The sequence below is a fragment of the Allobosea robiniae genome, from assembly GCF_900102525.1.
GTDB classification, from domain to species: Bacteria; Pseudomonadota; Alphaproteobacteria; order Rhizobiales; family Beijerinckiaceae; genus Allobosea; species Allobosea robiniae.
Genome location: NZ_FNBZ01000004.1, coordinates 302863 through 318985, shown reverse-complemented (window position 1 = coordinate 318985; position 16123 = coordinate 302863). Strand labels below are relative to the sequence as shown.

Annotated in this window: 16 protein-coding genes; 11 read left to right on the top strand and 5 right to left on the bottom strand. The window is 66.9% G+C overall.

What is annotated here, in order from left to right:
• The first annotated feature begins 58 nt into the window (after window positions 1–58).
• The 7 genes from typA to BLQ70_RS13295 all read left to right on the top strand — a co-directional run bounded on the left by typA (window position 59) and on the right by BLQ70_RS13295 (window position 9918).
• Window positions 59–1882, top strand: coding sequence for a translational GTPase TypA (typA, locus tag BLQ70_RS13325; RefSeq protein ID WP_061970873.1), 1824 nt, complete (start codon window positions 59–61; stop codon window positions 1880–1882).
• A 241-nt stretch (window positions 1883–2123) separates the two neighbouring features.
• Window positions 2124–3062: an aldo/keto reductase gene (locus BLQ70_RS13320; RefSeq protein WP_091857367.1), complete on the top strand. Its 939-nt coding sequence runs from the start codon at window positions 2124–2126 to the stop codon at window positions 3060–3062.
• Window positions 3063–3272: 210 nt separating this feature from the next.
• Window positions 3273–6317, top strand: a complete 3045-nt coding sequence (gene polA, locus BLQ70_RS13315; protein WP_091857772.1) for a DNA polymerase I — start codon at window positions 3273–3275, stop codon at window positions 6315–6317.
• A 90-nt stretch (window positions 6318–6407) separates the two neighbouring features.
• Window positions 6408–7541, top strand: coding sequence for an AI-2E family transporter (locus tag BLQ70_RS13310; RefSeq protein ID WP_091857366.1), 1134 nt, complete (start codon window positions 6408–6410; stop codon window positions 7539–7541).
• A 118-nt stretch (window positions 7542–7659) separates the two neighbouring features.
• Window positions 7660–8019 carry a DUF883 C-terminal domain-containing protein gene (locus BLQ70_RS13305; protein ID WP_091857365.1) on the top strand — a complete coding sequence of 120 codons (360 nt, stop codon included), beginning with the start codon at window positions 7660–7662 and terminating at the stop codon, window positions 8017–8019.
• A 2-nt stretch (window positions 8020–8021) separates the two neighbouring features.
• The gene (locus tag BLQ70_RS13300; RefSeq protein ID WP_061970868.1) at window positions 8022–8447 is read left to right on the top strand and encodes a hypothetical protein; all 426 of its coding nucleotides are present in this window, start codon (window positions 8022–8024) and stop codon (window positions 8445–8447) included.
• Window positions 8448–8526: 79 nt separating this feature from the next.
• A complete protein-coding gene (locus BLQ70_RS13295) occupies window positions 8527–9918 on the top strand; it encodes a sensor histidine kinase (RefSeq protein ID WP_091857364.1) in 1392 nt (463 codons plus the stop codon).
• Between the two features lie 10 nt (window positions 9919–9928).
• Here the strand turns inward: BLQ70_RS13295 and BLQ70_RS13290 are convergent, their stop codons facing one another.
• A complete protein-coding gene (locus BLQ70_RS13290; protein WP_091857363.1) occupies window positions 9929–10309 on the bottom strand; it encodes a response regulator in 381 nt (126 codons plus the stop codon).
• Between the two features lie 164 nt (window positions 10310–10473).
• Entirely contained in the window at window positions 10474–10908 is a 435-nt protein-coding gene (locus BLQ70_RS13285) for a DUF992 domain-containing protein (protein WP_061970862.1), read from the bottom strand.
• Window positions 10909–11053: 145 nt separating this feature from the next.
• On the opposite strand from BLQ70_RS13285, the gene BLQ70_RS25355 reads away from it, so the two are divergent.
• A complete protein-coding gene (locus tag BLQ70_RS25355) occupies window positions 11054–11320 on the top strand; it encodes a hypothetical protein (protein ID WP_139163541.1) in 267 nt (88 codons plus the stop codon).
• Between the two features lie 6 nt (window positions 11321–11326).
• Here BLQ70_RS25355 and BLQ70_RS25645 read toward each other — a convergent pair whose 3' ends face one another.
• The 3 genes from BLQ70_RS25645 to BLQ70_RS13275 all read right to left on the bottom strand — a co-directional run bounded on the left by BLQ70_RS25645 (window position 11327) and on the right by BLQ70_RS13275 (window position 13302).
• Complete coding sequence (locus tag BLQ70_RS25645) at window positions 11327–12007, bottom strand: extensin-like domain-containing protein (RefSeq protein ID WP_244512013.1); 681 nt, start codon at window positions 12005–12007, stop codon at window positions 11327–11329.
• A gap of 194 nt (window positions 12008–12201) precedes the next feature.
• Window positions 12202–12366: a hypothetical protein gene (locus BLQ70_RS25640; protein ID WP_162260137.1), complete on the bottom strand. Its 165-nt coding sequence runs from the start codon at window positions 12364–12366 to the stop codon at window positions 12202–12204.
• A 141-nt stretch (window positions 12367–12507) separates the two neighbouring features.
• On the bottom strand, window positions 12508–13302 hold the full coding sequence (locus BLQ70_RS13275; RefSeq protein ID WP_061970857.1) for a response regulator: 795 nt from the start codon (window positions 13300–13302) through the stop codon (window positions 12508–12510).
• 237 nt (window positions 13303–13539) lie between these two features.
• Between BLQ70_RS13275 and BLQ70_RS13270 the strand changes: the two genes are divergently transcribed.
• The 3 genes from BLQ70_RS13270 to BLQ70_RS13260 are packed head-to-tail and all read left to right on the top strand — an operon-like array spanning window position 13540 to window position 16014.
• On the top strand, window positions 13540–13761 hold the full coding sequence (locus BLQ70_RS13270; RefSeq protein WP_061970855.1) for a NepR family anti-sigma factor: 222 nt from the start codon (window positions 13540–13542) through the stop codon (window positions 13759–13761).
• Window positions 13748–14362 carry a sigma-70 family RNA polymerase sigma factor gene (locus BLQ70_RS13265; RefSeq protein WP_082617664.1) on the top strand — a complete coding sequence of 205 codons (615 nt, stop codon included), beginning with the start codon at window positions 13748–13750 and terminating at the stop codon, window positions 14360–14362. Before BLQ70_RS13270 ends, BLQ70_RS13265 begins: the two co-directional genes overlap by 14 nt.
• Window positions 14362–16014, top strand: a complete 1653-nt coding sequence (locus tag BLQ70_RS13260; protein WP_091857361.1) for a histidine kinase dimerization/phosphoacceptor domain -containing protein — start codon at window positions 14362–14364, stop codon at window positions 16012–16014. Before BLQ70_RS13265 ends, BLQ70_RS13260 begins: the two co-directional genes overlap by 1 nt.
• Window positions 16015–16123: the final 109 nt, after the last annotated feature.

The following is a 16123-nucleotide window of genomic DNA, read 5'->3' as shown; positions in this document are numbered from 1 at the left end:
GCCGGCGGGGCATCGCTCCAGACCGGCTCGTGGCCTTGAAAGCAAGGCCCAGACCCGCATGTCCATGCGCAACATCGCCATCATCGCGCACGTCGACCATGGCAAGACCACGCTCGTCGACAAGCTTTTGCAGCAGTCCGGCACCTACCGCGACAACCAGCGCGTCATCGAGCGCGTGATGGATTCCAACGACCTCGAGAAGGAGCGCGGCATCACCATCCTGGCCAAGGCGACCTCGGTCGTCTGGAAGGATACGCGCATCAACATCGTCGATACCCCAGGCCACGCCGATTTCGGCGGCGAGGTCGAGCGCATCCTGAACATGGTCGACTCGGCCATCGTGCTGGTCGATGCGGCCGAGGGCCCGATGCCGCAGACCAAGTTCGTGGTCTCCAAGGCGCTGAAGCTCGGCCTCAAGCCGATCGTCGCGATCAACAAGGTCGACAAGCCGGACGCCCGCACCACCGAGGTCATCAACGAGGTCTTCGACCTCTTCGCCGCGCTCGACGCCACCGACGAGCAGCTCGACTTCCCGATCCTCTACGGCTCGGGCAAGCAGGGCTGGATGGCCCATTCGCCGGAAGGTCCGCAGGATAACGGCCTCGCGCCGATGTACGATCTCATCCTCTCCCATGTGCCGGAGCCCAAGGTCGAGGAAGGCCCGTTCCGCATGATCGGCACGCTGCTGGAGGCCAATCCCTATCTCGGCCGCATCATCACCGGCCGCGTCACCTCGGGCACGGCCAAGCCGAACCAGACGATCAAGGTGCTCTCCGGCGACGGCTCGACCGTCGAGACCGGCCGCATCTCGAAGATCCTGGCCTTCCGCGGCCTCGAGCGTCAGCCGATCGAGGAAGCGGTCGCCGGCGACATCGTCTCGATCGCGGGCCTGGTGAAGGGCTCCGTCGCCGACACCTTCTGCGACCCGTCAGTCGACACCCCGATCAAGGCGCAGCCGATCGATCCGCCGACGGTGTCGATGACCTTCATGGTCAACGATTCCCCGCTCGCCGGCACCGAGGGCGACAAGGTCACCACCCGCGTCATCCGCGACCGCCTGTTCAAGGAGGCCGAGGGCAATGTCGCGCTGAAGATCGAGGAAGCCTCCGACAAGGACAGCTACATCGTCTCCGGCCGTGGCGAATTGCAGCTCGCGATCCTGATCGAGACGATGCGCCGCGAGGGCTTCGAGCTCGGCGTCTCCCGTCCCCGCGTCGTGCTGAAGCGCGGCGAGGACGGCCAGCTGCTGGAGCCGATCGAAGAGGTCGTGATCGACGTCGACGAGGAGCATTCCGGCGTCGTCGTGCAGAAGATGTCGGAGCGCAAGGCCGACATGCTGGAGATGCGTCCGTCCGGCGGCAATCGCCTGCGCCTGGTCTTCCACGCTCCGACCCGCGGCCTCATCGGCTATCAGGGCGAGTTGCTGACCGACACGCGCGGCACCGCGATCATGAACCGGCTGTTCCATGACTACCTGCCCTACAAGGGCGAGATCGGCGGGCGCCGCAACGGCGTGCTGATCGCGATGGAGACCGGCGAGGCCGTGGCCTATGCGCTGTGGAACCTCGAGGACCGCGGCCCGATGATGATCGAGCCCGGCTGGAAGGTCTATCAGGGCATGATCGTCGGCGAGCACACCCGCGAGAACGATCTCGAGGTGAACGTGCTCAAGGGCAAGAAGCTCACCAACATCCGCACCACCTCGAAGGACGAGGCGGTGCGCCTGACGCCGCCGATCCGGATGACGCTGGAGCGTTCGCTCGCCTGGATCGACGACGACGAGCTCGTCGAGGTCACCCCGAAGTCGATCCGCCTGCGCAAGGGCATCCTCGACCCGAACGAGCGCAAGCGCTCGCAGAAGCAGAAGGCCGAAGTGGCCTGAGTTCAGATGCCCGGGCGAGAGCCCGGGCATTTTCGTTTCGGGGTCTGCGCTGAGCGCAGCCCGCGGATGACGCACTGGGCGATTGCCCTCGACCGTTCGCTCTGATCCTCTGCCCGCCTCTCGATCATCGCGCGTCCGGCCGGACGCGGTCACGATGATCGATCAAAATGTTGTCGCATCGGATTTTTCCGAAAAGTGGGGCCACTTTTCGGTCCGATGCGAAAGGGGAAGGATCACCACCATGCAATTCCGCAATCTCGGCCGCTCGGGCCTGCGCGTCTCGCTCGTCGGGCTCGGCTGCAACAATTTCGGCGGGCGCATCGATCTCGACGCGACGCGCAAGGTCGTCGATGCCGCGATCGAGCATGGCATCACCCTGTTCGACACCGCCGACATCTATGGCGAGCGCGGCGGCTCCGAGACGGCTTTGGGCGAGGTGCTGGGCGCGCGCCGCAAGCAGATCGTGCTCGCCAGCAAGTTCGGCATGGACATGGATACTGAGGGCGTGAAGAAGGGCGGTTCGCGCCGCTACATCATGAACGCGGTCGAGGATTCGCTCCGGCGCCTCAAGACCGACTGGCTCGATCTCTATCAGCTCCATCGGCCCGATCCGCTGACCCCGATCGAGGAGACCCTGCGCGCCATGGACGACCTCGTCCGCCAGGGCAAGGTCCGCTATATCGGCTGCTCGAACGTCGTCGCCTGGCAGGTCGCCGATGCGCAGTGGACGGCGCGCGATCTCGGCATTCCCGGCTTCGCCTCGGCGCAGGACGAGTACAGCCTGCTGAAGCGCGGTGCCGAGGCGGACCTGATCCCGGCCATCGCCCATTACGGCATGGGCCTGCTGCCCTATTTCCCGCTCGCCAACGGGGCGCTGACCGGCAAGTACAAGCGCGGCGCGGCGATGCCGGAAGGCGCGCGCCTGAGCAAGCTGCCGCAGCGCGCCGACGAGATCTTCAGCGCGGATAACTGGCATCGGATCGAGGGGCTGACCGCCTTCGCCGAGCAGCGCGGCCATACGCTGGTGGAACTCGCCTTTTCCTGGCTGGCGGCTCAGCCCGTGGTCTCCAGCGTCATCGCCGGAGCGACGAAGCCGGAGCAGGTCGCCGCCAACGTCAAGGCCGCCGACTGGGCGCTGACGGCCGAGGATCTGGCGGAGATCGATACGATCACGAAGTAGTCGGAAGCGCTGCCATTGCCGTCATGGCCGGGCTTGTCCCGGCCATCCACGTCTTTGCGGGTCAAGTGCCGTGTTCAAGACGTGGATGCTCACCACAAGGGCGTGCATGACGCCGCGATTCCGGCGGGGCCTCTCATTCCTGACAGCTTTGAGCACCCGCCGCCGCGCAGCCCATGGACCGCTCGCGCCCGCCCGCTTATGGTCCGCGCCATGAGCGAGACAACCACGACCGCCCCCGCCCTGAAGCCCGGCGACCACCTCTTCCTGGTCGACGGCTCGAACTTCATCTTCCGGGCCTATTTCCAGTCGATCAACCAGGACCGGAAATACAATGCCCGCTCGGACGGGCTGCCCTCGGGTGCGGTTCGGCTCTTCGCGACGAAGCTCTTCCAGTTCGTGCGCGAGGGCGTGCTCGGCGTCCGGCCGACCCATCTCGCCATCGTCTTCGACAAGTCGGAGAACTCGTTCCGCAAGGCGATCTATCCGGCCTACAAGGGCAACCGCTCCGATCCGCCGCCCGATCTCATTCCCCAGTTCCCGCTGATGCGCGAGGCGGTGCGCGCCTTCGGCTTGATCCCGGTCGAGCAGGATGTCTACGAGGCCGACGACCTGATCGCGACCTATGCGAAACAGGCCCGCGAGGTCGGCGCCGATGTCCTCATCGTCTCCGCCGACAAGGACCTGATGCAGCTCGTGAAGCCGGGCGTCGCGATGTACGATCCCGCCTCCGGCGACCAAAAGAAGGGCGCCGGCTTCCGGGCCGAGCGCCGCATCGGCGAGCCCGAGGTCGTCGAGTATTTCGGCGTCATGCCCGAGAAGGTCACCGACGTGCAGGCGCTGGCCGGCGACGCCACCGACAACGTGCCGGGCGCGCCGGGCATCGGCATCAAGACGGCAGCCCAGCTCATCGGCGAATATGGCGATCTCGAAACCCTGCTGGCGCGCGCCGGCGAGATCAAGCAGCCGAAGCGCCGGGAGACGCTGACCAATCCCGAGGTGATCGAGAAGGTCCGCATCTCCCACAAGCTCGTCAGCCTCGTCGACGACGTGAAGGTCGAGACGCCGCTGGAGAACCTGACGCTGGAGCAGCCCGATCCGGCGAAGCTCATCGCCTTCCTCAAGGCGATGGAGTTCACCACCATCACCAAGCGCGTCGCCGAGGCCTATGAGGCAGATGTCGGCGCCGTCGATGCCGATCCGGAGCTGGCTCCGGGCGGCGCGCGCGCGGCGGAGCTGAAGGCGCTCTATGTCGGGGCGGATGCCGCCGAGGATGCGGCTCCCGGCCTGGCTCTTGCGACATCTCCCGCGCCTGCTGCCGCTGTTGCAGGCGCCCCTGCTGGCGAAGACGGCTGGCTGAAGCCGGGCGATCTGGCGAGCGCCCGCAAGAACGAGGCGCTCGCCGGCAAGATCGATCGCTCGAAATACGAATGCGTGCGCACGCTCGCCGATCTCGAGCGCTGGATCGGCTGGGCTTCCGAGGTCGGCCATGTCGCTCTCGACACCGAGACCAACTCGCTCGACGCGATGCAGGCCGATCTCGTCGGCATCTCGCTCGCGGTCGCGCCCGGCCGCGCCTGCTACATCCCGCTGCAGCATCGCGCCGGCGATGGCGGGCTCTTCGACGAGGGCCTGCTGGCCGACCAGATTCCGCTGACGCAGGCGGTCGCCGCCCTGAAGCCGCTGCTCGCCGATGCCGGCGTGCTCAAGATCGGCCAGAACCTGAAATACGACCTGCTGGTACTGGAGCGCCACGGGCTCAGCGTGTCCCCGGTCGAGGACACCATGCTGATCTCCTACGCGCTCGATGCCGGCAGCAACAGCCACGGCATGGACAAGCTCTCGGAACTGCATCTCGGCCACGAGACGATTCCCTATGCGCAGGTCGCCGGCACCGGCAAGAACCAGATCACCTTCGACAAGGTGCCGCTCGACCGCGCCACCGACTATGCCGCCGAGGATGCCGACGTCACGCTCCGGCTCTGGCTCACGCTGAAGCCACGCCTCGCCGCCGAGAAGAAGACCGCGGTCTACGAGGTGCTGGAACGGCCGATGGTCGAGGTTCTCGCCCGGATGGAGCGGCGCGGCATCGCGATCGACCGGCAGATCCTCTCCCGCCTCTCCGGCGATTTCGCGCAGGGGCTGGCCCGGCTGGAGGACGAGATCTACGAGCTCGCCGGCGAGAAATTCACCATCGGCAGCCCCAAGCAGCTCGGCGACATCCTGTTCGGCAAGATGGGGCTCGAAGGCGCCAAGAAGACAGCGACCGGCCAATGGGCGACCGGCGCCGGCGTGCTCGAGGACCTCGCCGAGCAGGGCCATCCGCTGCCCTCGAAGATCCTGGAATGGCGCCAGCTCGCCAAGCTGAAATCGACCTATACCGATTCACTGCCGGGCTACGTGAATCCGCAGACCAACCGGGTCCACACCTCCTATGCGCTGGCGGCGACGACGACGGGCCGGCTCTCCTCCTCCGAGCCCAACCTCCAGAACATCCCGATCCGCACCGAGGCCGGCCGCAAGATCCGCACCGCCTTCGTGCCGGAAAAGGGCTTCAAGCTGGTCTCGGCCGACTACAGCCAGATCGAATTGCGCCTGCTCGCCCATATCGCCGAGATCCCGCAGCTCCGGCAGGCCTTCGCCGATGGCATCGACATCCATGCGATGACGGCATCCGAGATGTTCGGGGTGCCGGTCCAGGGCATGCCGAGCGAGGTGCGCCGCCGCGCCAAGGCGATCAATTTCGGCATCATCTACGGCATTTCGGCCTTCGGCCTCGCCAACCAGCTCGGCATCGGCCGCGAGGAGGCCAGCGCCTATATCCGCAAGTATTTCGAGCGCTTTCCCGGCATCCGCGACTACATGGACCAGACCAAGACCCATGTGCGCGCCCATGCTCAGGTCACCACGATCTTCGGCCGCGTCTGCCATTTCCCCGCGGTCGCCTCGAAGAATCCGTCCGAGCGCGCCTTCGTCGAGCGCCAGGCGATCAACGCACCGATCCAGGGCTCGGCCGCCGACATCATCCGCCGGGCGATGACCCGCATGGATGCGGCGCTCGCCGCCAATCGGCTGGGCGCCCGCATGCTGCTGCAGGTCCATGACGAGCTCGTCTTCGAGGTGCCGGAGGCCGAGGTCGAGAAGACCCTGCCGATCATCGAGAAGGTCATGGTGGAGGCACCGCACCCGGCCGTGCAGCTCAGGGTGCCGCTCGCGGTCGAGGCCCGGGCCGCCGGCAACTGGGACGAGGCGCACTAGGACGGCTGACCAACCGGAACCCGGCCGATCCTTCCGGCGTTGCTATCTCTGACGCGCCAGGGGGGCGCGGATCGCGCGTTGGAACATCCCATGCTCAGCTCATCGGCCTGGCGGCCGTTTCCGCGCTACATGGCGGAACCGGAATCGGCGGAGGAAACCGAAGAGGTCACGCCGTATGAGCATGATCTCATCGTCCGCTATGCCATTGTCGGCATCTTCCTCATCCTGGCGACGGCCTCGCTGGCGCTGACCAAGGTCATCGCCATGCCGGTCACGGCCGGCGTGATCTTCGGGCTCGTGCTCGGGCCGCTCGTCGACGTGCTGGCGCGGCACCGGGTGCCGCAGCACGCCGCCGCGGCACTGGTGGTGCTGCTCTTCATCGGCCTGCTCTTCGGCGCGATCGCGATCCTCGCCGTGCCCGTTGCCGGCTGGAGCGATCAGGCTCCGGCGATGATGGCGGCCCTGCAGGGCAAGCTCGCCGGGGTCTTCGCCTTCATGGACGAATTCAAGCGCGGCATTGCCTCGATCACCGGCAAGGGCGCCGAGCTCAGCGTGTCCCAGGGCAATCCGCTCTTCGACATCGCGCTCACCTCGTCCGCGGCGGCGGGCGGGCTGCTGATCTTTGTCGCGACGATCTATTTCTGGCTGGCGACGCGCCGTCATCTCAAGGCGCGGGTGCTCCGGCTCTGCCTCGGCCGGGGCGCGCGCCGCTCGGCCGGCTCCTTCTTCGAGGAGATCGAGTCGCGGGTGGCACGCTATTTCGCGCTGGTGACGATGATCAATCTCGGCATGGGCATCCTCACCATGGCGATCGCCTGGGTCGCCGGCCTGCCATTCCCGGTGTTCTGGGGGGCGCTCGCCTTCCTGCTCAACTACCTCGCCTTCATCGGCCCGATCATCGTCGCGATCATGCTTCTGGCCGGCGCACTGCTCGATGCGCCCTCGATCCTCGCGGCGCTCTGGCCGGCGGCGGCCTATTACGTCCTGCACCTGATCGAGGGTAACGCGGTCACGCCGGTCTTCGTCGGCAACCGATTGACCATCTCGCCTTTCCTCGTCTTCATCGCCTTCATCTTCTGGCTTTGGCTCTGGGGCCCGGTCGGCGCGGTACTCTCGACGCCGATCGTGATCGTCGCCATGGTGGCGCAGGAGGAGTTCGCGCGCTATCGCCGCGAAAAGGCCAAGGAGGAGGCCGAAGAGGCCGGCGAAGCCGAGGCTGCCTGAGCGTCACGCTCGGAACAGAACCGGAGCGGCCGCGTTGCCCGATCATGTGGTGGCCCTTGCGGCTGCCGCGTCTCCTCGCCACCATCCGAATTTCCATCAGCGACAGGACGATACCGCCATGGCCACCACGACATCCGCGAAACGTCAGGCTGCCGCCGCCGCCAAGCGTGCGAAGGCCGAGGTCGAGGCCGGCGCCGAGGATGTCGCGGCGGAAGCGCGCCAGGCCGGAGCCCGCGCCAGGCGCCAGGCGAGCGCCTTGGAGGATACCCTGACGCGCAGCGCCGAGGATATCGCCGCCACCGTCAGCGAGCGCCTGCGCGCCGTCGGCGTCGACACCGACAGGATGGTCGACGTCGCTAAGGAGCAGGCCACCGAATTGCAGCAGCTGATCGAGGCGGAAATCCGCGAGCGGCCGCTGCGTGCGCTGGGGCTGGCGGCGGCGGTCGGCTTGTTCGTCGGCTTCCTGTCGGCGCGCTGACCATGTTCGGGGGGATCGGATCCTTCATCACCTCGGAGGTCTCCGGGGTGGTGAGGCGCAATGTCACCGTCTACGGCCTGTTCGGCCTCGCCGCGCTGCTGATGCTCTGCGCCGGCGGCTATGCGTTGAACGCGCTGCATACCGTCCTGGCGCTGCGCTATGGCGCGGTCGCCGCCAGCCTCTGGATTGCCGGTGGCCTTTTCCTCGCGGCCTTGCTGGCGCTGGGCATGGCGGTGATCGTCAAGAACCGCCGCCGGCCACCGCGTCCCGCCGCAACCGCGGCTCTGGCCGCCGCGCCGCTGGCCGCCAAGCTCATCGGATCGCGCCTGAGCTGGCGGATGGCGGCCGCCGGCGGCATCGTCGTTCTCGGCGCAATTCTGGGCCGCCAGATCGTTGCGGGCGGCGCGGATGACGATGGGGAAGCCTGATTCCGCGCTGATCGGCGACATGGACGAGGCATGTCTTTTTACATAGGGATGTCGGCATGCGTCCCGTAACAAGATCTGCATGTCTGCTCAGGTGAGGCCCCGCAGCCGCTTTCCGATACCGGTTTTTCCGGTCTTCGGCGCGCGCCTTCGCTCGGCGACGACCACGATCATCGCGATCGGGGTGGTCGCGGTTGCGGTCGTGCTGGCCGCCTGGATCAACCAGCAGGCGCGGCAGACGGCGGACCGTGTTTCCCACGCGATCGAGATCCGCGAGCGGGCCGAGCGCTTCCTCGGCCGGATGCGCGATGCCGAGACCGGGCAGCGCGGTTTCCTGCTGACCGGGGAGGCCGATTATCTCGACCCCTTCACCGAGGGCAGGGGCGCTGCCGGGCCTGAGCTCGACATCCTCGCGGCGCTCGCCGATGCCGATCCCGTTCAGAAGGAGCGGGTCGCCAAGCTGCGCGCGGACATGGGCGTGAAATTCTCGGAACTCGACCGGACGATCGCGCTGGAGCGGGCGGGCCGCAGGGCGGAGGCTCTGGCGCTGGTCAGGAGCGAGGATGGCATCGCCGCGATGGACCGGCTGCGTGAAACCGTGCAGGCGATCCAGCAGAGCGAGAATGTTCGGCTGAGATCGCTCTACAGCCGGGAAGAACGCCGCCGCCTCTGGGGCAGCACCGGCATCGTCGTCGCGCTGGCGGGTCTGGCTTTCGCCGCCTGGCAGCAATTGCGCCGCCGCCAGCGCCGCAGCAATGCGCTGGCGATCAGCAATGCCGAGCTCGAACAGATCGTGAGCGAGCGCACCCGCCAGCTCGAAAGCGAGCGCCTGCGCATCGAGGCGCTGCTGCGCGACGTCAATCACCGGGTCGGCAACAACCTCGCCATGGTCTCGGCGCTGCTCAACGTGCAGAGCCGGCAGGCGCGCGAGCCTGCGGTCAAGACGGCGCTGGCGCAGGCCCAGTCGCGCATCCAGGCGATCGCGGCCGGCCAGAGGCGCCTGCGGCTGGATATCGAGACCGACGAGATCGATGCGCGGCCCTATATGGAGGATCTGCTCGCCGAGATCGGCAAGACGGCCGAGGGCCGGCCGATCCGGATCGAACTCGATATGGAATCGATTCGCCTGCCGGGCCGCGATGCCGTGTCCTTCGTCGTGATCGTCAACGAACTCGTCACCAATGCCATCAAGCACGCCTTTCCCGACGGCATGGCGGGGCGGATCGTCATCCGCTTCGCTCCGACGGAGCACGAAGGGGAGCCCGCCCTTGCCATGTCGATCGAGGATGACGGCGTCGGCATGCCCGCGGAGACCGCAAGCAAGGGCCTCGGCCAGACCGTGATCGCCAGCCTGCTGCGCAGCATGCGGGCGACCCTGAACACCGAGCCGGCTCATCCTGAACAGGCCGGGCGTACGGGTACGCGGGTGACGATCGTCTTTCCGAAGCGGGAAGCTCTTCCAGCTCAGGCCTGACGCGCGGGCATCAGCCTGGCATGGCCTTGAGGTCGAGTGCGCCGACAGCGCTTTTCACGAAGGCTGCGACCTCGCGCGTCGAGAATGGCTTGCGCAGGAAGCGGACGTTGCGAAGCGCTGCGGGCACCTCCTGCGGCGCCGAACCCGAGACGAAGGCGAAGGGCGTGCCGATTTCCTGCAGGACGCTCGCGACATCGAAGGTCTTGCCGCCGACGACATCGATGTCGAGCAGGGCGCAGGCGAGCTGCTTTGCGGTCATCCGCCGGGCTTCCGCCACGGAGCCGACGACGATCAGCTCGACATCGTCGCCGAGCTGATCGGCCACGGCGCTTTCGATGTCCATCGCGATGAACGGGTCGTCCTCGACGATGAGTACGCGGATATCAGCCATCGACCGGCTCTCTCACTCACTGCAATCTCTGTTACGCGATCTCAACGTAACAGGACTGGCGATGTTCCTGCTCTGGCGCCCTATCATGGCCGAAAGCACAGGATTTGAGTCGATTTTGAGCCGTCAAGGTTAGCAAAAGGTAATCCTGTCTCTTCTTCGCGGCTTCAGCGCCGCCGTCCCGGAGCGACGAGCGTCAAGTCGAGAGCGGTGACACCGACAGCGACATTGATGCCGCGATTGCCCTGGAACGGCAGCGGCAGCAGCGTCGCCTCATTGTCCTTGCCGCCCGAGAGCGCATTGCTGGCCGTGGACGGAGCGGTCGTGCTGCCGCTCTTGTAGGACCCGCTCAGCGCGCCCAGCGGCGCGCGCGCATAGGGTCCGTAGACGCGCCAGACCATGGCCGCGCTCCTGACCGAACCGAGGCCGAGGCTGAAGCTGCGGACGATCCCCGTATAATGCTGCGTCGGTCCGCGGCGCGGCCTGAAGCGGCATTCGGTCGGGCGCTGCGACTTGACGATGGCGGCGAAATTGCTGCCCACGGTGCAGGACAGGCGGCCCGTCGGCGGGCCCGCAATCTGCGCCGCCGCGGGCTCATGCATTCCTATGAGGCCGGCGAAGGCGAGGGCGGCTAGGCAGGATCGGGAATGCCCTCGGCTCATCGCGAATACTCCTGGTGAACTGGCGGGACGAACGCCCCAAGAAACCCACAGTTCCACGCTAGGGAACAGTGACGAGTTTGTAGCGTTGGCGTTTCATCTTGGCATGGGAATGTCGATGTCAGTGAGTCGTCCACGGGGAGAAACCCCCACAATAATCGATCCGGATTTCCCGGCGGCGCTGCCGCCGTTCTGGGAACTCGAGGACCTTCTTGCCACGGGGCTCGATCGCGCGGCGGCACTTGCGGTGATGGCGGCGCGGCGCAGCGGTCCTCGACTTGTCGGCGTCGGCGCTGCGGTCCCTGAAGGGCAGAGCCTGCTGCTGCGTTTCGGGCCGGGCGATCTCTCTCACTGAATTCGGCTACTGGCAGAAGCGGGAGGCGCGCGAGCGGCGCTCCTGAATATCGACATGCAGGTGATTGGCATGGGCGGCGTCCGAGCCCGGCCCCAACGTGGTCATGAAGGCGCCGCAGGCCGCCTGCCGGACGGCGTCGAGAAAGCGGTTCTCGGCCAGGCCCTTCGGCTTCTCGACCACGACCTGCAACCCGTCTTTTGCAGACCCCAGCTTGAAAGCGAAGATATCCAGCGCCTGGCCGGTGGCGTGCTCGCTGACCGGCCCGGCCGTCGCCCGGTTTCGTCGCCGGCATTCATGGCCCCCGCCGACCCGCAGGCTCACCAGATCGCGCTCGAAATGCCCGCGCGCCAAGGGCTGGACACTGCGGTCGAGCCAATCGGCCAGCGTCCTGGCCATGGTGCAGCTCAGCAGGGGCGGCGGCTCGAAGGACACGGCTGTGGCTCCGTCCGGCCCCCTGATGGCGAGGGCCTCGACCCGGACGGGCTCGCTGACCCGGCAGGCCGGATCGCCATTCTGTGAGGCGGGGGCGGAGGGCGTGACCCGGTTGCCGGGAATGGCGGCCAGGGCCGAGAGGCACGAGCTCTGCCCAGCCGGTGAAGCCGCGCTGTCGGCCTTGGCAGGAGCGGGCACTGCGGCGGGGGCAGGTACTGCGCTCCGCGTTTCGGTCTTTCCAGCTCCGTCGGGCATGGACGGGCGCAGTTCAGGCGGTCGCGGCGGCGGTCGCTGCCCGGAGAACGGTGCCGTGACCGGGTCAGCCATGCCCAGGCCCGGCATGAGGCACAGGCCGATGGCAACCAGTGCGGTCGCAAGGCTCCGCCTTGCCCGGCGCGCCTCGTGGAGGGCCGGTGAGGGCGTCGGGCGGAAGCGGGGCGGAGAGCCGGCTAGCTGTCCAGGGCCGAAGCGCTGGCGATCGTGATGCCGGTCAGGCCGGCCAGCGCGAGCGACAGGATTTCCGCGCTCGGCGCTCCCGGTTGCACGATCCCGGTGAACAATGCAGCCCCGATCGATAACGCCGCGATAGCGGCCGAGAAGCAGGTCGTCGCCATGATCCACGCCCTCCCCAACTGCAAACGAAACTGTCATTCCACGCGGAACGCATCATCTCCGCACGGGTTCCCGGTTGGCAAGAAAAAAGGCCCGCAGAGGTAAGCCGCGGGCCTCGATCGTCTTCGAATGGGATCGAAGCGTCAGGCGGCCTTGCGGCCGGCGCGGCGGTCGAAGAACAGGGCCTGGCTGATCGCGGCTTTCACGGCTTCCGGCTGGAACGGCTTGGTGATCAGGAAGGCCGGCTCCGGGCGGTCGCCGGTGAGGAGGCGCTCGGGATAGGCGGTGATGAAGATCACCGGCACGTCGATCGTCGACAGGATCTCGTTGACGGCATCGAGGCCCGAACTGCCATCGGCGAGCTGGATGTCGGCGAGCACGAGGCCGGGCCGCTTCTTGGCGACGAGCGCGATCGCCTCGCGCTGGGTGCGGGCGACGCCGGTGACGGTGTGGCCGAGCTCCTCGACCATCGTCTCGATGTCGAGCGCGATGATCGGCTCGTCCTCGATGATCAGCACCTCGGTCGCGACCTGCTCGGCGATTTCCTGTCCAGCGGTCTGAATCAGCGTGGAGGCATCCGCCGCCGTGATGTCCATGATCCTGGCGACGTCGTCGAGCGGGAAGCCTTCCACCGTCCGCAGCAGGAAGGCCTGGCGCGGACGCGGGGTCAGCGCCTCGAGATTGCGCTCGGCCGGCGCGCGCGACAGCTCGACGACCGGGGCGGCTGCATCGACGCTGGCCGAGGACCACAGCTTGAGGAAGGTCTTGTACAGGCCGATGCGCGGATCGATGTCGCGCGGGAATCCCGAGGGGTCGGCGACCAGGGCTTCCAGCATGGCGACGACATAGGCGTCGCCGCTTGGCTGGCTGCCGCAGAGCGCCCGCGCAAAGCGGCGCAGATATGGAAGATGAGGCGCAATTTCTTTTGCAATCGACATGAACGCGTCCCTTTTAGCGTGCCGGAATAATGGCTTAGGACGCGCGGGAAACAAGGATTTTATTTTTGCCGGGACATGGAACCTTTGATCGGGGTACCTGTTGTTATGGCGTATTGGTGTCGCTATCGCGACGTGGCTTCGGCATCGTCGGCAAGCAATGGCAAGACCAGGGACGGCAGGATTTTGAGATGCGGGACCGGCTGGAAAAGCTGGCCCGATGGTGGCACGAGGGCTGACATGAGCAGGTTGGACGCAGCGATGACTGAACCGGACGATCCCGACGAAGGTTTCGAACTGGTTCTGGATCCGAAGGTGCAGGAATCCATAGGCCGCTCCCTCAAGGCCCATTACGACGACATCGTGAACGCGCCCGTGCCCGACAAGTTTCTCGTGCTGCTCGCGCAGCTTGAGGCGACCGAGCAGCGTGCAGCTGGAGTGTCGCGCGATGAGTCCCAGTGATATTGCGCCCGCGAACCAGACCGAGGCGCTGGCGCGGGAACGCAGGACCGAAGACTTCAAGGACGGGCTGATCCGCGAGATTCCCAATCTGCGCGCTTTCGCCGCCTCGCTCTCTGGTTCCATGCAACTGGCCGACGACCTCGTGCAGGACACGCTGCTGAAGGCCTGGGGCAATTCGGACAAGTTCGAACCCGGTACCAGCCTGCGTGCCTGGCTCTTCACCATCCTGCGCAACACCTATTACTCGTTGTATCGCAAGCGCGGTCGCGAGGTTCAGGACAGCGAAGGGACCTATGCCGAGCGCATGGCGACCCACGGCAACCAGGAGAGCCATCTCGATCTCGCCGACTTCCGCAAGGCGCTGGCGAAGCTCCCGGAAGAGCAGCGCGAGGTGCTGATCATGGTCGGCGCCACCGGGCTGTCCTATGAGGAAGCCGCCGAAATCTGCGGCGTGGCGATCGGCACGATCAAGAGCCGGGTCAATCGCGCTCGCACGAAGCTGGCGGAACTGTTGTCCATCGGCAGTGTCGATGATCTCGGGCCGGGCCGAACGAGTGCGGCTGCGATGCAGAGAGTTGGTTCCGAACCCGTTGGCTCCTGATGCGGTTGCGGCGTTTCAGTACGGTCAGGACCCGCCTGCTGGCTGTGCTGGTCGCGATCGCCGTTCCGATCGCCTGCGCCTCGACCTTCGCCGCCTACGCCACCTATCGGTCGGCGGTCGTCGCGATCGAAGCGGCGCAGGCGCGCGCCGTCGATGATTTTGCGGTGCGCACCCGCGTCTGGTATCGCGGCACGTCGCGTGCGCTGCTCGCCTTTGGCACCATGGCGAGCGAGCTTGGGCTCGATGCGGCCGGATGCCCGGATGCCGGCGCCAAGGCCATGGAGCGCGCCGGGGGCTTCCGCGCCTTTCTGCTGCGCCATGCGGATGGGCGGGTCTGCACCGGCTCGCTCGATGCCGCCCTCACCAGCGAAGCGCTGGAGGGCATAGTCCGGCAGCTGGCCGGCCGGCCTTCGACTGGGATGTGGAACGGCGCCGATCTCGGCCGGATGCGTTACGATCAGGTGACGGTCGGAGCCCAGCGCTATCTTGCCGTCCTGGCATCGGTCCCCCCGTCGGCGAACGGCGGATTGCAGCAGGCACTCGTCCTGACAGCCCCGGAGCTGCTCGAGAACGTCTTCGACCTCGGCGAAGATGGCCAGGCGCTGAACGTCGCGCTGATCGGGCGCGCTGCCGGCGTCATCGCCAGCCGGGGAGACAGCCGCGACCTGTCCTGGTTGCCGCGCACGGATCGCATGCCGGAGACGTTCGCGCGCTGGGTGGCGCCGAACCGGGCCGGAGAGGACAGCGCCTTTGTCGCGCGCATGGTCGCCGAGCCGGATTTCTATATCGTCGCGAGCTTCGACGAGCGGCCGGTCGAGGCGGCCCGGCTGCAATTCATCGTATTGCTGCTCGCTCCGCTCCTGACGCTCGCCCTGCTCTGCCTGGTCTGCATGCGGGCGATCGACAAGCACTGCCTGCGCTGGCTGCGCGGCATCGAGGCTGCTGCCCGGTCGAGAACTTCCAACAACCGTGTGCGGGCTTCGGTCGGGGAAGGCATGCCCAGCGATATCCGCAGCGTCGCGGAGGCTTTCAACGGAATGGTCGAAGAGCAGGAGATTCGTCAGCGCCGCCTCCAGACCGCACTCGACGACAACCGCTTCCTCGTCCGTGAGCTGCATCACAGGGTCAAGAACAGCCTGCAGGTCGTGCAGAGCTATATCGGCCTCAGCAAGCGCGATCACCGCGACGAGGCGAGGCTGGCTTTGGCCGATGCCGAATGCCGGGTGCATGTGCTCTCGGCCGCCTATCGCTTCACCCTCGCCGACGGCGAGATGCAGCCGGTCCGCGTCGACCTCTTCCTCGACGATGTCGTCACCATGATTTCCAACCTGATCCGCAGCCGCGACCAATGGGTGGCGAGCCGGATCGAGACGGCAGCGTCGCTGTCTGTCGACCGGATCATCCCGCTCGGCTTTCTCGTGGCGGATGTTGCATCCCGCGCCTTGCGGAGCACCCCTGGTCTCCGGATCGTCGTGGAGGTCGTGGATGTCGACGCTTCCGCGATCGAAGTCGGACTGGTGGCGGATCGGGACATCCAGCACAGCGCGCCGCCGCGACTTTTCGCCGGACTGCTCACCCAGATAGAGGCGGTTCAAACGCAGGAGCCTCAGGGCCGCAGCCTCGGCCGCTGGCGGATTGCCCATGGATCCTGAAGCCGGTGGCCTTATCGAGCGCCGCTGCGGTGGATCGCATGGCTGCCCGATGCTCGACCGTCACTGCAAGCGCAGCGAAACAATCCAGGGAGGCCGGGTGGGACGTTCA

Excerpts from the sequence above, each read along its gene's own strand:
- typA (WP_061970873.1), top strand. The coding sequence starts at position 59 with ATGTCCATGCGCAACATCGCCATCATCGCGCACGTCGACCATGGCAAG.
- BLQ70_RS13320 (WP_091857367.1), top strand. The coding sequence starts at position 2,124 with ATGCAATTCCGCAATCTCGGCCGCTCGGGCCTGCGCGTCTCGCTCGTC.
- polA (WP_091857772.1), top strand. The coding sequence starts at position 3,273 with ATGAGCGAGACAACCACGACCGCCCCCGCCCTGAAGCCCGGCGACCAC.
- BLQ70_RS13310 (WP_091857366.1), top strand. The coding sequence starts at position 6,408 with ATGCTCAGCTCATCGGCCTGGCGGCCGTTTCCGCGCTACATGGCGGAA.
- BLQ70_RS13305 (WP_091857365.1), top strand. The coding sequence starts at position 7,660 with ATGGCCACCACGACATCCGCGAAACGTCAGGCTGCCGCCGCCGCCAAG.
- BLQ70_RS13300 (WP_061970868.1), top strand. The coding sequence starts at position 8,022 with ATGTTCGGGGGGATCGGATCCTTCATCACCTCGGAGGTCTCCGGGGTG.
- BLQ70_RS13295 (WP_091857364.1), top strand. The coding sequence starts at position 8,527 with ATGTCTGCTCAGGTGAGGCCCCGCAGCCGCTTTCCGATACCGGTTTTT.
- BLQ70_RS13290 (WP_091857363.1), bottom strand. The coding sequence starts at position 10,309 with ATGGCTGATATCCGCGTACTCATCGTCGAGGACGACCCGTTCATCGCG.
- BLQ70_RS13285 (WP_061970862.1), bottom strand. The coding sequence starts at position 10,908 with ATGCATGAGCCCGCGGCGGCGCAGATTGCGGGCCCGCCGACGGGCCGC.
- BLQ70_RS25645 (WP_244512013.1), bottom strand. The coding sequence starts at position 12,007 with ATGCCCGACGGAGCTGGAAAGACCGAAACGCGGAGCGCAGTACCTGCC.
- BLQ70_RS25640 (WP_162260137.1), bottom strand. The coding sequence starts at position 12,366 with ATGGCGACGACCTGCTTCTCGGCCGCTATCGCGGCGTTATCGATCGGG.
- BLQ70_RS13275 (WP_061970857.1), bottom strand. The coding sequence starts at position 13,302 with ATGTCGATTGCAAAAGAAATTGCGCCTCATCTTCCATATCTGCGCCGC.
- BLQ70_RS13270 (WP_061970855.1), top strand. The coding sequence starts at position 13,540 with ATGAGCAGGTTGGACGCAGCGATGACTGAACCGGACGATCCCGACGAA.
- BLQ70_RS13265 (WP_082617664.1), top strand. The coding sequence starts at position 13,748 with ATGAGTCCCAGTGATATTGCGCCCGCGAACCAGACCGAGGCGCTGGCG.
- BLQ70_RS13260 (WP_091857361.1), top strand. The coding sequence starts at position 14,362 with ATGCGGTTGCGGCGTTTCAGTACGGTCAGGACCCGCCTGCTGGCTGTG.